The 15,728-nt window shown below is 49.0% G+C and carries 20 protein-coding genes; 16 read left to right on the top strand and 4 right to left on the bottom strand.

Going from position 1 to position 15,728, the window contains the following annotated elements:
- Positions 1 to 27: 27 nt before the first annotated feature.
- The 5 genes from ACLM7Z_RS11705 to ACLM7Z_RS11685 all read left to right on the top strand — a co-directional run bounded on the left by ACLM7Z_RS11705 (position 28) and on the right by ACLM7Z_RS11685 (position 4,152).
- Positions 28 to 477: a MarR family winged helix-turn-helix transcriptional regulator gene (locus tag ACLM7Z_RS11705; RefSeq protein ID WP_087018021.1), complete on the top strand. Its 450-nt coding sequence runs from the start codon at positions 28 to 30 to the stop codon at positions 475 to 477.
- Entirely contained in the window at positions 470 to 1,846 is a 1,377-nt protein-coding gene (locus ACLM7Z_RS11700; RefSeq protein WP_087018023.1) for an MATE family efflux transporter, read from the top strand. Before ACLM7Z_RS11705 ends, ACLM7Z_RS11700 begins: the two co-directional genes overlap by 8 nt.
- A 185-nt stretch (positions 1,847 to 2,031) precedes the next feature.
- Complete coding sequence (locus tag ACLM7Z_RS11695; protein ID WP_242969782.1) at positions 2,032 to 2,421, top strand: transposase; 390 nt, start codon at positions 2,032 to 2,034, stop codon at positions 2,419 to 2,421.
- The gene (locus ACLM7Z_RS11690) at positions 2,391 to 3,236 is read left to right on the top strand and encodes an IS3 family transposase (RefSeq protein ID WP_087018025.1); all 846 of its coding nucleotides are present in this window, start codon (positions 2,391 to 2,393) and stop codon (positions 3,234 to 3,236) included. Before ACLM7Z_RS11695 ends, ACLM7Z_RS11690 begins: the two co-directional genes overlap by 31 nt.
- 154 nt (positions 3,237 to 3,390) lie before the next feature.
- On the top strand, positions 3,391 to 4,152 hold the full coding sequence (locus ACLM7Z_RS11685) for a DUF6904 family protein (RefSeq protein ID WP_435645139.1): 762 nt from the start codon (positions 3,391 to 3,393) through the stop codon (positions 4,150 to 4,152).
- Between the two features lie 76 nt (positions 4,153 to 4,228).
- Here ACLM7Z_RS11685 and ACLM7Z_RS11680 read toward each other — a convergent pair whose 3' ends face one another.
- The 4 genes from ACLM7Z_RS11680 to ACLM7Z_RS11665 form a co-directional block, all read right to left on the bottom strand.
- Positions 4,229 to 4,603 carry a YolD-like family protein gene (locus ACLM7Z_RS11680; protein ID WP_435645138.1) on the bottom strand — a complete coding sequence of 125 codons (375 nt, stop codon included), beginning with the start codon at positions 4,601 to 4,603 and terminating at the stop codon, positions 4,229 to 4,231.
- 22 nt (positions 4,604 to 4,625) lie between these two features.
- Positions 4,626 to 5,891, bottom strand: a complete 1,266-nt coding sequence (locus tag ACLM7Z_RS11675) for a DinB/UmuC family translesion DNA polymerase (RefSeq protein ID WP_435645137.1) — start codon at positions 5,889 to 5,891, stop codon at positions 4,626 to 4,628.
- A 91-nt stretch (positions 5,892 to 5,982) separates the two neighbouring features.
- Positions 5,983 to 6,531, bottom strand: a complete 549-nt coding sequence (locus tag ACLM7Z_RS11670) for an ImmA/IrrE family metallo-endopeptidase (RefSeq protein WP_242969775.1) — start codon at positions 6,529 to 6,531, stop codon at positions 5,983 to 5,985.
- 42 nt (positions 6,532 to 6,573) lie between these two features.
- Positions 6,574 to 6,993, bottom strand: a complete 420-nt coding sequence (locus ACLM7Z_RS11665) for a helix-turn-helix domain-containing protein (protein ID WP_435645136.1) — start codon at positions 6,991 to 6,993, stop codon at positions 6,574 to 6,576.
- A gap of 222 nt (positions 6,994 to 7,215) precedes the next feature.
- Here ACLM7Z_RS11665 and ACLM7Z_RS11660 point away from each other — a divergent pair, with 222 nt between their 5' ends.
- The 11 genes from ACLM7Z_RS11660 to ACLM7Z_RS11610 all read left to right on the top strand — a co-directional run bounded on the left by ACLM7Z_RS11660 (position 7,216) and on the right by ACLM7Z_RS11610 (position 15,698).
- The gene (locus ACLM7Z_RS11660) at positions 7,216 to 7,920 is read left to right on the top strand and encodes an ImmA/IrrE family metallo-endopeptidase (protein WP_435645135.1); all 705 of its coding nucleotides are present in this window, start codon (positions 7,216 to 7,218) and stop codon (positions 7,918 to 7,920) included.
- Positions 7,904 to 8,140: a hypothetical protein gene (locus ACLM7Z_RS11655; RefSeq protein ID WP_435645134.1), complete on the top strand. Its 237-nt coding sequence runs from the start codon at positions 7,904 to 7,906 to the stop codon at positions 8,138 to 8,140. The genes ACLM7Z_RS11660 and ACLM7Z_RS11655 overlap by 17 nt, the downstream gene beginning before the upstream one ends.
- Before the next feature lie 426 nt (positions 8,141 to 8,566).
- Positions 8,567 to 9,214: a sigma-70 family RNA polymerase sigma factor gene (locus ACLM7Z_RS11650; RefSeq protein WP_435645133.1), complete on the top strand. Its 648-nt coding sequence runs from the start codon at positions 8,567 to 8,569 to the stop codon at positions 9,212 to 9,214.
- Between the two features lie 96 nt (positions 9,215 to 9,310).
- Positions 9,311 to 9,514: a hypothetical protein gene (locus ACLM7Z_RS11645; RefSeq protein WP_435645132.1), complete on the top strand. Its 204-nt coding sequence runs from the start codon at positions 9,311 to 9,313 to the stop codon at positions 9,512 to 9,514.
- Between the two features lie 53 nt (positions 9,515 to 9,567).
- Complete coding sequence (locus ACLM7Z_RS11640) at positions 9,568 to 9,969, top strand: hypothetical protein (RefSeq protein WP_435645131.1); 402 nt, start codon at positions 9,568 to 9,570, stop codon at positions 9,967 to 9,969.
- 11 nt (positions 9,970 to 9,980) lie between these two features.
- Entirely contained in the window at positions 9,981 to 11,159 is a 1,179-nt protein-coding gene (locus ACLM7Z_RS11635; protein WP_435645130.1) for a DUF2800 domain-containing protein, read from the top strand.
- Positions 11,160 to 11,179: 20 nt separating this feature from the next.
- Positions 11,180 to 11,755 carry a DUF2815 family protein gene (locus ACLM7Z_RS11630; protein WP_435645129.1) on the top strand — a complete coding sequence of 192 codons (576 nt, stop codon included), beginning with the start codon at positions 11,180 to 11,182 and terminating at the stop codon, positions 11,753 to 11,755.
- 68 nt (positions 11,756 to 11,823) lie between these two features.
- The gene (locus tag ACLM7Z_RS11625; protein WP_435645128.1) at positions 11,824 to 13,815 is read left to right on the top strand and encodes a DNA polymerase; all 1,992 of its coding nucleotides are present in this window, start codon (positions 11,824 to 11,826) and stop codon (positions 13,813 to 13,815) included.
- Positions 13,791 to 14,042, top strand: coding sequence for a hypothetical protein (locus ACLM7Z_RS11620; protein ID WP_435645127.1), 252 nt, complete (start codon positions 13,791 to 13,793; stop codon positions 14,040 to 14,042). The genes ACLM7Z_RS11625 and ACLM7Z_RS11620 overlap by 25 nt, the downstream gene beginning before the upstream one ends.
- Positions 14,029 to 14,331, top strand: a complete 303-nt coding sequence (locus ACLM7Z_RS11615; RefSeq protein ID WP_435645126.1) for a VRR-NUC domain-containing protein — start codon at positions 14,029 to 14,031, stop codon at positions 14,329 to 14,331. The genes ACLM7Z_RS11620 and ACLM7Z_RS11615 overlap by 14 nt, the downstream gene beginning before the upstream one ends.
- Positions 14,328 to 15,698, top strand: coding sequence for an SNF2-related protein (locus ACLM7Z_RS11610; protein ID WP_435645125.1), 1,371 nt, complete (start codon positions 14,328 to 14,330; stop codon positions 15,696 to 15,698). The genes ACLM7Z_RS11615 and ACLM7Z_RS11610 overlap by 4 nt, the downstream gene beginning before the upstream one ends.
- Positions 15,699 to 15,728: the final 30 nt, after the last annotated feature.

Genomic DNA, 15,728 nt, shown 5'->3' with positions numbered 1-15,728 from the left:
ATACTGGTGGTTAGGAGGAATATATCTATGAAACTATTAAAATGGCTTTCAGTAACAGACCGATTTTACAAAATCTATTTGGACAAGCAACTTGCCCCCTATGGAATCAACAACAGTCAATATATGTTCTTAATCAAAATCTGTCGTTCGCCCGGTATTCTACAAGATTCTTTGTTGAATATGTTCTATGTTCATCCAAGCAATATTGTACGGACGGTTGCGACATTGGAAAAGCAGGGAATGATTACACGTTCTCCCAATGATAATGATAAGCGGACATGTAAATTGTATCCTACAGAAAGAGCATTGTCTATTATTGACGAGATACAGATGATATGCGAAAAGACAGAAGCTCTTTTATTGCAGGGTATGAGCGAATCCGAGCAGAACCTTTTTATGGATTTCTTAATACAGGCGGGCAGAAATATCACATCGGAACTCCATATAGAGAGAAAGGGGGAGGAGTTCAATGACTGAAAATCCTCTGGGCTATGAAAAAATTCCAAAGCTGTTGAAAAATTTTGCTGTTCCCAGTATTGTGGCGTCTCTTGTCGGTTCAATCTACAATATTGTGGATCAGATTTTTATTGGTCAAGGGGTCGGTTATTTGGGAAATGCAGCAACCAATGTTGCCTACCCGTTTTCTACCATCTGCCTTGCCATTGCACTACTGGTCGGAATTGGCAGTTCTTCCCGTGTTTCCCTCTGTCTTGGATGCAAAGAGCCGAAAGCTGCCGCCAAAGCAGCGGGAAATGGTATTGTTCTGATGGGAATTTTCGGAATTATTTATTTGCTGGTTGGAGAAACTTTTCTGCCTTTGCTCCTAAAGGCATTTGGGGCAACGACAGCTGTATTTCCATATGCAAAGCAGTATGCCAGCATAACATTGATTGGAATGCCGTTTCTCATTGTAACGAATGGTATGAGCAATTTGATTCGAGCAGATGGAAAACCAAAGTATTCAATGGCCTGCATGGTTGTGGGAGCTATTATCAATACCATTCTTGACCCCATTTTTATTTTTGTTTGCGATTGGGGAATTGCCGGCGGAGCTTGGGCAACGGTTATTGGGCAAATTTTTTCTTTCACACTCGCACTCCGTTATCTATGGCGTTTCCAAACAATCCATTTTGAAAAAAAGTCGTTTTTATTTGACATTAAAGAAAGCCTGAAAATTTGCAGCATGGGGATAAGCAGCTGCTCAAATCAGATTGCAATTACCGTGATTCAAATCATTCAGTACAATTCGTTGACTTATTACGGCGCATTAACAAAATATGGAACGGATATTCCCTTGGCAGCTTGCGGAATTGTTATGAAAACAAATGCCATAATCCTTGCGATTGTTACAGGAATCTCGCAAGGGATGCAGCCGATTATCGGTTTCAACTATGGAGCAAGGCAATATCATCGGGTACGGGAGGCTTACATGCTTGCAATAAAGTGGAATCTTGTTGTTTCCACTATTGCTTTTATCGCATTTCAATTTTTCCCGCGATCTATCATTTCACTATTCGGAGACGGGGACGAGCTGTATTTTGAATTTGCTGTTTTGTTCATGCGTACCTATATTTTCATGGTGTTGGTAAATGGTGTGCAGTTGCTTTCTTCCGACTTTTTTACCGCAATAGGAAAAGCGTTAAAAGGTGCTCTGTTGGCATTAACAAGGCAGACCTTTTTCTTGATTCCGCTTACCCTGCTGCTCCCGCTTCGTTTCGGAATTATGGGAGTATTGCTAGCGGGGCCTGTTGCTGATTTTTCAGCGTTTGTGCTATCTGTTGTACTGGTCGGTATAGAATTTAAAAAACAAAAAAAACTCGCTTATAATTTAAGCCATAGCATATAACTATTATCCACAGCTACTGAGCAAGTGTTATCAATACCGATAACAAAATGATAACATTAGCTTATATAGGCAGGATAATATGGATATATCAAATAATCAAAGGATTTACATACTCGGCAGAGAATAAATTCTAAACAAAATCAGTTAGGAAAAGTCGAATTTGAACAAAGGAACGGTGAGAAATCATGGCAAGAAGCTACGACAAACATTTTAAAGAAGAAGCATTGAAGCTCTCAGATGAAATCGGAGCAAAGAAGGCGGCGGACCAGCTTGGAATCCCCTACAATACAGTCACAACCTGGCGAGGTAAGCGAAAGAAATACGGAGATCAGGCATTTGTAGGAAGTGGACATAAACAGCTGACGGCAAGCGAGCAGGAACGAAGAATGCTTGAACTGGAGAAGGAAGTCAAAGAGCTCCAACGAGCTAACGATATACTTCAGGAGGCTCTTGTTTTTTTCGCAGCGCGCCGAAAGAAGTCAAAGCGCATGAGCGATACCGCTTTATCCACTCTATACAGACAGATTCACATAAAGAGTGGAGTGTGGAACTATTATGCAGAATTCTTCATGTAAGCGAATCCGGATATTATCGATATCTGAAGAATCTCAGTAAGCCGTCTAAGCACGCGCTTCTTTCGGCGGCAATAGACAGGATTATGAATGAATCCGATTATAATGACAATTATGGAGTGAAACGAATGCAGCTTGCTTTGGCGCAGAACAGATTCCACACAGGAAAACGTAGAATCAGGCGAATTGTGCACGAAAAAGGTCTGATTCACGGCAGACCCAGACGTCCACATGGTTTAACACACGCTGCCACCGAAATTCAAGAGAAGGAAAATCTGATCAAGCAGGATTTTCAGGCTGATGCTCCGTATCAAAAACTACTGGCGGATATCACGCAGATCGGCTGCCTGGACGGAAAACTCTATATTTCCCCGATTATGGATTGCTTTAACGGTGAGATTCTTTCTCTTCAGATGGATGACAATATGCGAAAAGAACTCTGTATCAATACACTCAAGGCAGTTGCCTGCTGGTATCCGATTCGAGGCGCGATACTTCATAGCGATCGCGGAAGCCAGTATACCAGCGAGGCGTTCAAGAAAAAACTCTCTGAATATGGTATGCTGCAGAGCTTAAGCGGTGTGGCACACTGCTACGATAACGCCCGAATGGAAAGCTTTTTCGCAACTTTGAAGAAGGAACTGCTCTATAGAATTCCTACTTACCGAATGCCAATGGCGGAGGTTAAATCTATTATCTTTCGATATGTGTTTATCTACTATAATCGGAAGCGAGTATATACGTCGAATCCCTTAGGACTTCCACCCGCTGTTTATAAGACACATTACCACAATATGTATCATTCATCTGCTGCTTAAAATTTGTGAGTTTTTAGACTGCACTTTTCTTGACAATTCCACAGGCTGACTTGAACGATTAATGTCAAACTTACATTTTGGATTGTCCTTGGGTAAATGGATACCAGAATGATTCAGTCTGAATTTATTGATATAAATATGAGGAGAAAATATTATGTTGCGATTCAAGCCAACAGAGCACCTGACCGGTGTTACCATTCAAGGAGACTTACAGGATTTCTATGAGCTTACGGAATCTATCTACCGTATAACAGGGATAGTAGATGATCCGACTTCTGCATATTATGGAGTGAGGAATACTCTGCTGGCGATTTGCTATGGTATTCGTCATGCTTATATGGGCGATCGCGATATTTTTACGGTTGAAAATGGAATGAATCAGGAAATAATGCGATGGCATAAAATGATTACTCCAACCAATAATGTTTATTACAGTGTAAATGTGCTGTTTCCACTGGCAATTTTTGCTGCTGTCTCTATGCAACAGGCGTTCCCAAGTGCAAGGAAGTTTTATGAATCGAAGAATATGAAAGAGGGAGAACATTTGCCGCCGTACTCTGATTATGTTCATGATAAGGCATATCTGAATCAGTTTGCTGCGGGAGTCTGGCAGGCGTTAGGTGAAGTAATCGGTGGCCTTGAATTAGAAAAGATCATTCGTTCATGGGAGAATTCTTATGATAGTTATGCCTGCTATGCGACACAGTATATTGATAAATGCAACATAGAATTATTGAAAGCACCGTTGGAAAAACGCAAAGATAAACTACGTAATATTGCGAAACGATTGGTGAAAGCACCACAGGCATATTATACGTTATTAAGAGATTTGCATGCTGCAGCGAAAGAGTATAACACAGATATTTATTCTCTCCATGATTCCAGACTGGAATATCCGGAGGAGATTGAGTGGTAACTGCAGTCAGTACAGGATTTTACATATACTGATATTACTCTACTGTGGTTAGCATCAGGAAAATACAGGCATATTTTTATGCGTGTCGACATTCCAGCGGAAAGAAGAGTTCACTTTTGAGACTACGAATATCGTTAATAGATATGGTGGTATTCGCAATTTGAAGAATCCTCCTTTCAGGCTCCAGCCTTGAAACCCTTCCGGTGATCTGCAAATATTCTCCGACATCAGAGCTGGCAAAGCGATGGAAATAATTGACTGTGACCAAATCGCCTTTTGCAATCATGTGAAGTTTTCGGTCTAATTCGGCCTGTGCTTCCTCGGATAGTTCGATGCGTGGAACAAGCACTTTCTCTTTAACCCGGAGCGCAGTTTCATATCCTTTGAGTGCGGCGAAGGGGGAGAACTGTTTTGCACGGTCTAAACGGCTCATTTTTGCATGTGATTTCATAATTTCCTCCATGTCAATCGCGTTATGCCTTGTGCCCACCGATCTGGCGGTTCCGATCCATTGTTGTGGCAGCGGCCTGCAGATTCATCCCTTTCAGGATGGCGTTTTTTCCATACCGTTTTTTGATGTTCAACACAGCCAGTTGCATGTTTCGCTCCCGTTCCAGCTTAATGGGATCGGAAAACAGGTCACACTGCTGGAAAGTTTCTTCGGATATATTGTTGAAGGTAAGATTGATCCGTCGAAGGGGAGCGGTTCGGCTCATAATTCTGCTGTACAGGTTGTCTACTGCGTACATAATTTTAGTTGTAGAACTGGTCGGCGTACCGAGGTGAATGCTGCCGTGTCCTGACTTCAGTTCCAGATGGTTGTCGTATCCCAGCTGGAGTGTGACGGATTCCGTAGCCAGACCTTTATCAACTAGATCGAGAACGAGCAAGTCTGTCATTTCATGGACAATCAGCCGACCTTCGTCGAAGCTGTAGTTTCGGGGAAGAACCTGCCCGCTGGATATGGAGTGAGACTGCGGCTTGTACGCTTTGATATCTGCGATGGTGGTGGGTTCCCGGCCCCATGCATGGTCAATCAGCAGCTCGGCGTCCACACCGAACAGGCGATACAGCAGGTCTTCGTTGAACTCGGACATCTGTGCGATGTCGCCCATCGTCCACATCCCATTGCGTTCCAGTTTGGCAGAAATTCCTTTGCCGATGCGCCAGAAATCAGTCAGTGGTCTGTGATTCCAGAGCTGTTCCCGATAGGTTTGCTCTGTCAGGATTCCGATGTGGTCATCTGAATGCTTTGCCATGATATCCATTGCGATTTTTGCCAGATATAAATTTGTTCCGATGCCTGCTGTGGCTGTAATACCTGTGGTTTGCAGCACATCATCCATGATGGCAACTGCCAGCTGCTTTGCAGTCATACGGTGAAAGACAAGATAATGGGTTACATCCATGAAAACCTCATCGATACTGTAGACATGAATATCCTCTTTTGAAACGTATTTCAGATAAACCGTGTAGATGTTGGCAGAATAATCGATATAGAGCTGCATTCGCGGCGGTGCCATGATATATTCGATATGTTTCGGTATCTCAAATACACGGCAACGGTTATGCACACCGAGCTTTTTCATGGAAGGGGAGACCGCAAGGCAGATTGTCTTTTCCCCTCGTTCCGGGTCAGCTACGACGAGGTTTGTGGTCAATGGATCAAGCCTCCGTTCCACGCATTCCACAGAAGCATAGAAACTTTTGAGATCAATACAAACAAATGTTCGATTCATAGCGGAAAAGAAAACGCCTCCTCCCGGCGAAAACAGATAAAGCGACAGCAGAGACAATATGCCGATCTGCAGAACCAAATCCGACGTATTGTCACTCAATAAATTCTTCCGGCAATTCACTGCCCTTGATATTGCGGAAAAAGCGGCTGTCTGGTGTATAGGGAATTTTGAAATGATAGTCGAGATGGTTTAATTCTTGTAGCTTAATCAGCATGAGATTGACATTTGATCCCAGCATCTGAGAAAGCTGTACGACGTCATAGCCTTCCCGTGCCAGTGAATACACCTGATCGCTGTCCAGAAGAATATGGGAGGCAAAGGCATTTGCCTCATATTCTGTTGTGTCCTTCATGTTGAACAGGACAAATTCCTGCAGGGCACCGCCTTTTGCCAGATCACGATGCCTGCAATCATGCCCGATTTCATGTGCCGCGACCATCTGGCGAAGCCGTGTATCCATTTTGGGATTGAGAAACATCATGCGATGATTCCAGCGGAACGTATACATCCCCAAGAGATCGGTAAACGCATCCTCATAATAAATTTTAATTCCGATCTCTTTGGCAATTCTAAGCGGGTCTCTTGTCCCACATTGCCGGACAAGGCTGTTCGCCTGTTTGAAAACTGAATAGGAATCCAAAATCTACACCTCCTGAACGTATTGCAGTTGTTTGTGACTGATTCAGTCGAAAATGCTGTCTTTGCGATATTTCTTGGGGGTGTATTTTTTGTTGTCCTCTTTACAGTCGAAGTAGGCCTTCTGCAGGGCAATCATGACCGCATCCCTATCTGCATCGGAAAGCTCACCGCCTGCAAACATGCCGGACAATTCGGCAACCAGTTGTTCTGCCTGCTGTCTGCCGCGGCTTCCATATTGCGCACCGGCCTGGGATACAAATTCCTCGTCTTCGGTCAGCAGATAATTGGTATCACAGCCGAGCTGTTCCGCCAGCTTGCCATACAGCTCACGCTTGCGCGGGTAGCGACCCTCCTGTTCATAGCTGGCATAGGTTCGGAGGCTGACTCCGACGGCTTTGGCAAGGTCTGCCTGCGTCAGTTTTTTTTCGGTGCGAAGGTACTTCAGCTTTTCCCCGAATTTCATGTTGGTCACCTCTTTGTACAATTAAATTGCATATTATTTCCAAAAACACTATTGACAAATGAAATTAAACTGCCTATAATCAGGCTATAACAAGCGATTGATTTACATATATTATACGTTAAATTTCATGTTTTGTCAAGAGACAGAGATGAATACGAAGAAATTTTTTCAAGAGTATGTAACTCAGTTGCTTTTATTGACTCAGAGAAGGGATGTGTGCTTATGATTTTATCGTATCAGGATTTGGATGTGATTGCTGATTCCATCCTCAGGGAATTTAAACCGGGACGGATCACACTGGATGCCATTGATGTGGAACGTCTTGCGCGGAGCTTTTTGGGCTTGACGATTCGATATGAACGATTGTCTGACGATTTCAGCATTCTGGGAGCAACCACCTTTTCGCCGGTGGAGCTGGAATTGCTCTGTCATGGAAAAACACAGGTCATTTCACTGCCTGCGGATACTGTCCTGTTGGAGGAACGACTGTTGTTGGATAAAAAACAGCAGTTGGGCCGCCGGCGGTTTACACTGGCACATGAATGTGCCCATCAGATTCTCCATCGGTATGAGAATGCCGACAATCCGACACCGGAGGTACAAAAGCGTACATACTCCCTCCGTGATCTCAAATCACAGGAGGACTGGAATGAATGGCAGGCAAATGCACTGGGTGCGGCACTGCTGATGCCAAAAGCAGTCATTGCAGGCTGTATGCGGAAATATGCCTGTGGCAGGAAGCTGATCTGCTATGAACACGCATTTTCTTACCATGATTACTGGGTGATGAAGAACATTTGTGAAATTCTGGAAGTATCCCGCAGTGCGCTGGAAATCCGGCTGCGTCAGCTGGGATATTTACTGGACAAACCATATACGGAATATCAGGGAACATTGGAGGTGTGGAACGATGAGGAGGACGTTTAAGCCGCTTACGCCGGAGATGATGCAGAAAATCCGATGCTCCAGCGACGAAGTCGCAGAACAGAAATCCAGATTTATCAAGTGTCCGTACTGCAACAGCAAATCCATCCGGGTATTCGAGGATACCCGCGGGCATGTACAGACAAAGTGCAAGGTGTGCGGGAAGGAGACCGTTTTCGATGTTCTTTCCATGCGCAGAGTATCCTTTCGCAGGATTTCGTAACCGGAAACGAAAAAAGAATAGAGCGAGCTGATGTAGCTGTGCTATAAGGGGCCGCATGATTGCGATGACTTCCTAAGCCGTAAAACTAACCAGACAGTCTTTTCAGGCTGTTGTTTACGGAACAGGTGGGCAATCATGCGGCTCTTTTTTTGTTTTCAATAAGACAAGCAAACCAATCAACAGAATAAAACAAAATATCGTGCCTGAGTTGCAATAGGGCAAAGGATATCTCATACGGTTCTGGAACACGGAATGATTTGACAATCAACCGTGTACAGACCGCAGGAAGTACCCTCAGCCTGTTGCGCTCATTTTTAAGACAGATATCGACCCGGTGGCTCTGTGTGTACTTCACATAGGGCCGTTTTTTATTGGCAGGAGGATTCTTTGCCCTAACCGCATGCAGAGCGGAAAGGACAGAGAATCATGAACAGAAACAGCAAAAACGAGCACATCACCTTTAAAACACTGCGCTCCATGGTCAGGAGTACTATTGGGAAAAACAAGCCTACGCCGAAATATCTCCGGGAAAACGAAGAACCTGTGGCAGTCAGTGCAGACGGAAGCATGGCGGTATATCCCAGCGGGTTTGTCACCTACAAAAGCGTGACCGGTTCTACGGTGGTCAATCTGGCGGAATGCGGTTCGTATACATATACCTTTGATGGCGGAAAAGACGGTCTGCGGGAGAAGCATACCATTTCTGCGGAAACGCTGGAGCAAATGGAATGGAGCGTGGTCGTGGCGCTCCGGGGCGAAGAGCGGGCCGCGGAAAACAATATGAACCGGAAAGGTGACCGCACGGGAAACCGGCAGTATGCATATGAAGATGGCACTGACCCGTGGGAACAGCTCGAAAATCAGACAGAAGATGATGTGCTGGAGCGCATGGTTCGGCAGGACAGCATTGCGGAATTGCTGGGCTGTTTGACTGACCGACAGCGCCAGATTGTGAAGCTGTATTTCTTTGAACAGCTGACACAGCAACAGATTGCGGACGCATTGGGCATCCGCCAGCAGTCGGTGACCGATGCCCTGCGTGCGGCGCTGAAGCGAATGCGGAAACTTTTTTAAAAAATTTTTCTGTGACTGCCTGTTATTTCCGATTTCCCACGACAGCAGGTGAATGGGGACAACTCCCTCAAATCCAACGGGAAGGAGGTCAGCGATATGAACAGGAAATTCCATGTGGACATCAACACGCCCGGCAATTCGGGTGAGCCGGTGCTGACAGCCAGACGCATCACGCTCCGCAATCGGTTTCTGAACGCTTTATTCGGGAAAAAACAGCAGTTTGTTATCATTCTGCCGGGCAGGATGGTGGACAGCTTCAGCGTGAAGGAAATGCCGGATGACAGCACATCTGACGGATAAACCAACCATTTTCGGACGCAGGATATCCTGCGAAGCAACGGAGGAAAACAAAAATGTCTGATAAAACAGGAACCTTTGATTCGGCAAAACTGGCGGGCGGTCTGAACATGGTGTTTAAGGGCTATGCAATGATCTTTGACGCGATGGCAGAACAGGCGAAACTGCTGGAAACGGCGGCGCAGGGCCCTGCCCCGATTGTCCCGGCGGAACAGCCGGACAGTAACACACCGCCCTGGGAGGATGCTCCGGAAACTGCCGTGGAGCAAGCCGAACCGAAAAAGCAGATGACCAAGCAGGAATTCCTTTACACCATTCAGTCGAAGGTCACCGACCCGACAGCCCGAATTCCCGCAGACAAGGTAAAGGCACTGCTGAACAAGCACGGGGCGAGCTCGCTTTCAGCGCTCCCGCCGGAGAAATACGAAGCGTTTCTCTATGACTTCAACCGGCTGTGACAGAGGGCAAAATGGGAAAACATGCACTGTTATCCGCATCCTCCAGCCACAGATGGCTGAACTGTACGCCATCCGCACGGCTGGAGGAGCACTATCCGGACACATCCACGCGCTATGCGGAGGAGGGCACCGCCGCACATGAACTGTGCGAGTACAAGGTGAAGCACTATCTGCATGGGCGGATGCCGCGCCCGCAGTCGGAGTTCTACACGGAGGAGATCGAACACTACACCGATGTGTACCTCCATTTCTTTGCGGACACGCTGGAGGAAGTCAAAAAGACCTGCCCGGTGCCGATGGTGATGGTCGAGAAACAGCTGGATTATTCCAACTATGCCCCCGACGGCTTCGGCACAGCCGACTGCATCATTGCCGCAGACGGAACGATGCATGTCATCGACTTCAAGACCGGATTCCAGTATGTGGAGGTTCGGGAAAATCCACAGCTGATGCTGTACGGGCTCGGCGCACTGAATGCCTGTTCATGGATGTATGACATTCAGCAGGTGGCGCTTTCCATCGTACAGCCGCGGGTGGAGAATGTGGCGACTTATACCTGTTCCGTAGAGGAGTTAATCCGGTGGGGCGATACGTATGTCAAGCCCAGAGCCGCGCTGGCATATCAGGGAAAAGGCAAGCTGGTCTCCGGCGAACACTGTAGATTCTGCCGCCATCAGGCGCACTGCGTTGCCCGTGCGAAGGAAGCACTGCATCTGGCACAGAAGGAATTCTGCGAGCTGGACGGCACAGACAAAACCGATGCTGTCCCCAATGTGCGATTTAAGAATCCCGCCACGCTGGATCACAGCGAGATAGAAGCGCTTCTGCCGATGCTCAGCCGCATTTCCAAGTGGATTGACGAGGTTTTTGCTTATGTGTCGGAGGAAGCGATTCAGCACGGCGTCATCTGGAAGGGCTATAAAGTCGTGGAAGGGCGCTCGGTCAGACGATTTACAGACGAGAAGCAAGTGGAACAGGTAGCTGTCGCCGCAGGCTATCTTGATATTTATAAAAAAAGCCTGATCTCACTCACGGAGTTTGAAAAACTTATGGGAAAGAAGAAATTTCAGGAGATTCTGGGCGGTCTGGTCTGCCGTCCGCCGGGAAAGCTGACACTCGTGCCGGAGACAGACAAGCGTCCGGAGGTCAACGTAACTGCGGCGCCGGATGAATTTACGGCACTGGATTAAATCACGAAAAGGAGTTTATTATGGCAAACAATCAGAACAACAACGCAACCCGCGTACACATTCCCTGCCGCATTTCGTTTGCAAATATCTGGGAACCGAAGTCAATCAACGGCTCGGATGAGAAGTATTCCGTATCCCTGATTATCTCCAAGGAGGACAAGCAGACATTGCGCGCCATTCACGAAGCGGTTCAGACCGCCAAGGAAAACGGCAAGGGAAAGTGGAACGGCAAGATTCCCGCAAACCTCAAACTGCCGCTGCGCGACGGCGATATTGACCGCCCGGATGACGAGGCATATGCAAATGCGTATTTCATCAACGCCAACAACAAAGAGAAGCCGGGCATCGTAGACCGCCGTGTCCAGCCGATTACAGACCCGTCTGAGGTATACTCCGGCTGTTACTGTATCGTGTCGGTGAACTTTTATCCGTTCAATGCCAATGGCAACCGCGGCGTTGCGGCTTCGCTGGGCAATATCCAGAAGGTGAGCGACGGTGAACCGCTGTCCGGCCGTGTGAGCGCCATGGCGGAATTCGAGGCGCTGGAGGATGAGGAAGAGCTTATGAAGGAAGAACTGCCGGATTATCTCCGGTAAGACGGCGGTGCAGGAGGACGGCTGGCATTCGCCGGCCGCTCTCCAATTTGGAAGGGAGGAAGCTCGCTGTGAGACAACGCATTGTCCATATTGATATCGAAACCTTTTCTGATGTGAACCTCGGAAAATGCGGCGTGTACCGCTACGCCGAGTCGGACTGCTTTCAGATTTTGCTCGTTGCCTATGCCTTCGATAACGGCCCGGTTCAGATTGCAGACCTTGCCAGCGGCGATCCATTCCCACAGGAATTGCTGGACACCTTTTTCGATTCCGGTACCACCTGTATGGCGCACAATGCACAGTTTGAGCGCGTCTGCTTTTCCAGTTATCTGAAACGGCAGTATCCCGGAACGTATTTGCAGGAGGGCGAATTTTTGAACCCGGACGGTTGGTACTGCACCATGATCCAGGCGGCTGAGCTGGGCTTGCCGTTTTCGCTGGACGGTGTGGCAACCGTGCTGAAAACCGGGGAACAGAAGGACAAACGGGGCAAAGACCTGATCCGGTACTTTTGTGTTCCGTGCAGGCCGACAAAAGCCAATGGCGGCAGAACCAGAAACCTGCCGGAGCATGCCCCGCAGAAGTGGTCAGAGTTTAAAGCCTACTGCGTGCAGGATGTTGCGACTGAGCGGGACATTCACCGGAGGATGCAGCATTTTCCGCTGTCAGAAACGGAATTGGCGTTTTATCACATGGATCAGCGCATCAATGACCGCGGCTGGAAAATAGACCTTCCGTTTGTCCGGCAGGCGATTGCCTGCGACATGCTGCACAGCGAGCAGATGACCGCGCGGGCATATGAACTGACCGGATTGGAAAATCCAAACTCGGTATCTCAGCTCAAGGGCTGGCTGGAAGCGCGGGGTATCCGGCTGGACAGCCTGTCCAAAAAAGCGGTTGCGCAGGCGGTAAAGGAACTGGACAGCGGCGGGTGCGATGCGGAGGTACTGGAAATGCTCAAGCTCCGGCAGAAGCTGGCGAAATCGTCCGTAAAGAAATACGAAGCCTGTGAGCGGGCAGTCTGCAAAGACGGCAGGGCAAGAGGGCTGTTCCTGTTCTACGGTGCCAATCACACGGGACGTTTTACCTCCCGCCTGATTCAGGTGCAGAATCTGCCGCAAAACCATCTGGAACCGCTGGAAATTGCGCGTAATTTGGTGAAAACAGGACAGTTTGGCGCGCTGGAGTATTTTTTTGGCAATACGCCGCAGGTGCTTTCCGAGCTCATCCGCACGGCGTTTGTGCCGAAGGAGGGTTGCCGCTTTATCGTCGCGGACTTCTCTGCGATTGAAGCGCGCGGACTAAGCTGGCTGGCGGGAGAGGAATGGCGCATGGAGGTTTTTCGGACGCATGGCAAGATTTACGAAGCGACCGCCGCCAATATGTTCCACATTCCCATGGAATCCATCAACAAAACCAGCCCGGAGCGGCAGAAAGGCAAGCAGGCGGAGCTGGGGTGCGGGTATGGCGGTTCGGTCGGCGCTCTGATCAGCATGGGCGCACTGGAAAACGGGCTGAAGGAATCCGAACTGCAAGATATTATCGACGCATGGCGGCAGGCAAATCCCAAGATTGTACAGTTCTGGTACGATATTGACCGCGCGGCACACAAGGCAATTCGCACCGGACAGCCGCAGACCGTCGGCAAAATCTGTATCACGTATCAGGGCGGCATGATGCTGATCCGCCTGCCGTCCGGCAGAAGACTGGTGTACATCCGTCCGAGGCTGAAGCCCAACCGGTTTGGGCACATGTCAATTACCTATGAGGGCATCGGTGTTGGAAACAAGTGGGAGCGATTGGAAACCTATGGAGCGAAGCTGGTGGAAAACATCACACAGGGCATGTGCCGGGATATTCTGGTCGAAGCCATGCGGCGCGTGGAACAGGCAGGCTTTGATATTGTCGCTCATGTGCACGATGAAATGATCGTAGAGGTGCCCGACGGCGTGAGCAGTGTGGAAGAAATCTGCGGCATCATGTCCATCCCGCCGGAATGGTGTGCAGACCTGCCGCTGCGGGCGGACGGCTATGAATGCTGGTTTTACAGAAAGGACTGAGTGAGATGACAATGGCAGAGAAGGACAGATGGTATATCCGGATGAAAACCGATGCCGTACAGTATACGCCCTGCCGCGGGCGCAGTGACCCAACCGCGTGCATGGCAATTGCACATGTTATCCGGGAAGAAAAACAGAGAAAGCAGAGGTCGGCAAAGCACCGATATCCCAGAGTCGGTGTCTGGCGTGCGCCGGAGCTTCGAGGTGGCAGATATGCGGGAAAGTAAGATTGAGCGAGCCCTTGTGGATGCCGTGAGAAAACAGGGCGGCATTGCATTCAAATTTACCAGCCAGACCATGAACGGCGTACCGGACAGGCTGGTTCTGCTGCCCGGCGGACAGATCGGCTTTGTGGAGCTGAAAGCGCCGGGAAAACAGCTGCGGCTTTTGCAGAAAAAGCGCAAAGCACAGCTGGAAGCGCTCGGTTTCCCTGTGTTTGTGGTGGACAGGCCGGAACAGATCGAGGAGACCATACACGCCATTGCCCATGGGAGAAAGAGAGGGGATGTCCCGTGATATTTAAGCCGCATGCGTATCAGCAGTTCTGCATTGAATATCTCAAAGAGCATGAAATTGCCGCCCTGTTTCTGGACATGGGACTGGGCAAGACGAGTATCACGCTGACTGCAATCCATGACCTGATGCTGGATTCCTTCGAGGTGAGCCGGGTGCTGGTTGTGGCACCGGTCCGGGTGGCAAAGGACACCTGGCCAAAGGAGCTGGAAAAGTGGGATCACCTGCGGCACATGACTATGGCAGTGGCAGTAGGAACACCCAAACAGCGGGAAGCCGCAGTCCGGCAGGATGCGATGATTACTGTCATCAACCGCGAAAATCTGAAATGGCTGACGGAATTTCTGCATCAAAATCGCATGCCATTTCGATATGACATGCTTGTGATTGACGAGATGTCCGGCTTCAAATCGTATAAAAGCCAGCGATTCAAACTCATGCGCCAGCTGCGGGCAAAGGTGCACCGGATTGTGGGGCTAACCGGAACGCCTGCACCCAATGGTCTGATGGATTTGTGGGCGGAAATCGGGCTGCTGGATCGGGGCGAACGGCTCGGCAGGTTTATTGGCCCGTACCGGGAGCGATATTTCAGGGCGTCTTCCTATAATCCGCAGACCGGAATCGTCTATCGCTACGAACCAAAGCCAGATGCGGAGCAGGAAATCTATGACCGGATTTCCGATATCAGCATTTCCATGAAAGCCCTTGACTATTTGGACATGCCCGCGTGCATCAGGAACACCGTGCCGGTATATCTGGATGACAGCGAGCGCCGGGTGTATGAACAGCTGAAAAAGGAATGTATTCTCCCGATGGCAGAAGGTGGGGATGTGGATGCCGCCAATGCCGCGGCTCTTTCCGGCAAGCTCCTGCAGCTGGCGGGCGGCGCGGTGTATGATGAATGCCACCATGTGAGGGAATTCCACAGCCGGAAGCTGGACGCGCTGGAGGATTTGATTGAAGCGGCAAACGGACAGCCGGTGCTGGTGGCGTACTGGTATCAGCACGAACATGACCGTATCCATGCCCGGTTTGCGAAAGCCGGGGTGCGTGATCTGCGATCGGAAACAGATATCAGCGACTGGAATGACGGGAAAATACCGGTGGCGCTGATCCATCCCGCCGCGGCTGGACACGGATTAAATTTGCAGGAGGGTGGGCACATTCTGGTCTGGTACAGCATGATCTGGAATCTGGAGCTGTATCAGCAGACCAACGGCAGGCTCTGGCGGCAGGGACAGACGGAACGGGTATCCATTCACCACATTGTCACGGCGGATACCATGGATGAAGATGTGATGGAAGCGCTCAGGCAAAAGAACATGACACAGGAAAGGCTGATGGCTGCCGTCCGGGCACGGGTCAGCTGAGGAAAAACGTCAGCCGGAGGAGGAATAACA

Source organism: Butyricicoccus porcorum, assembly GCF_051246315.1.
Lineage (GTDB): Bacteria > Bacillota > Clostridia > Oscillospirales > Butyricicoccaceae > Butyricicoccus_A > Butyricicoccus_A porcorum.
This window is presented reverse-complemented; position numbering and strand designations above follow the sequence as displayed.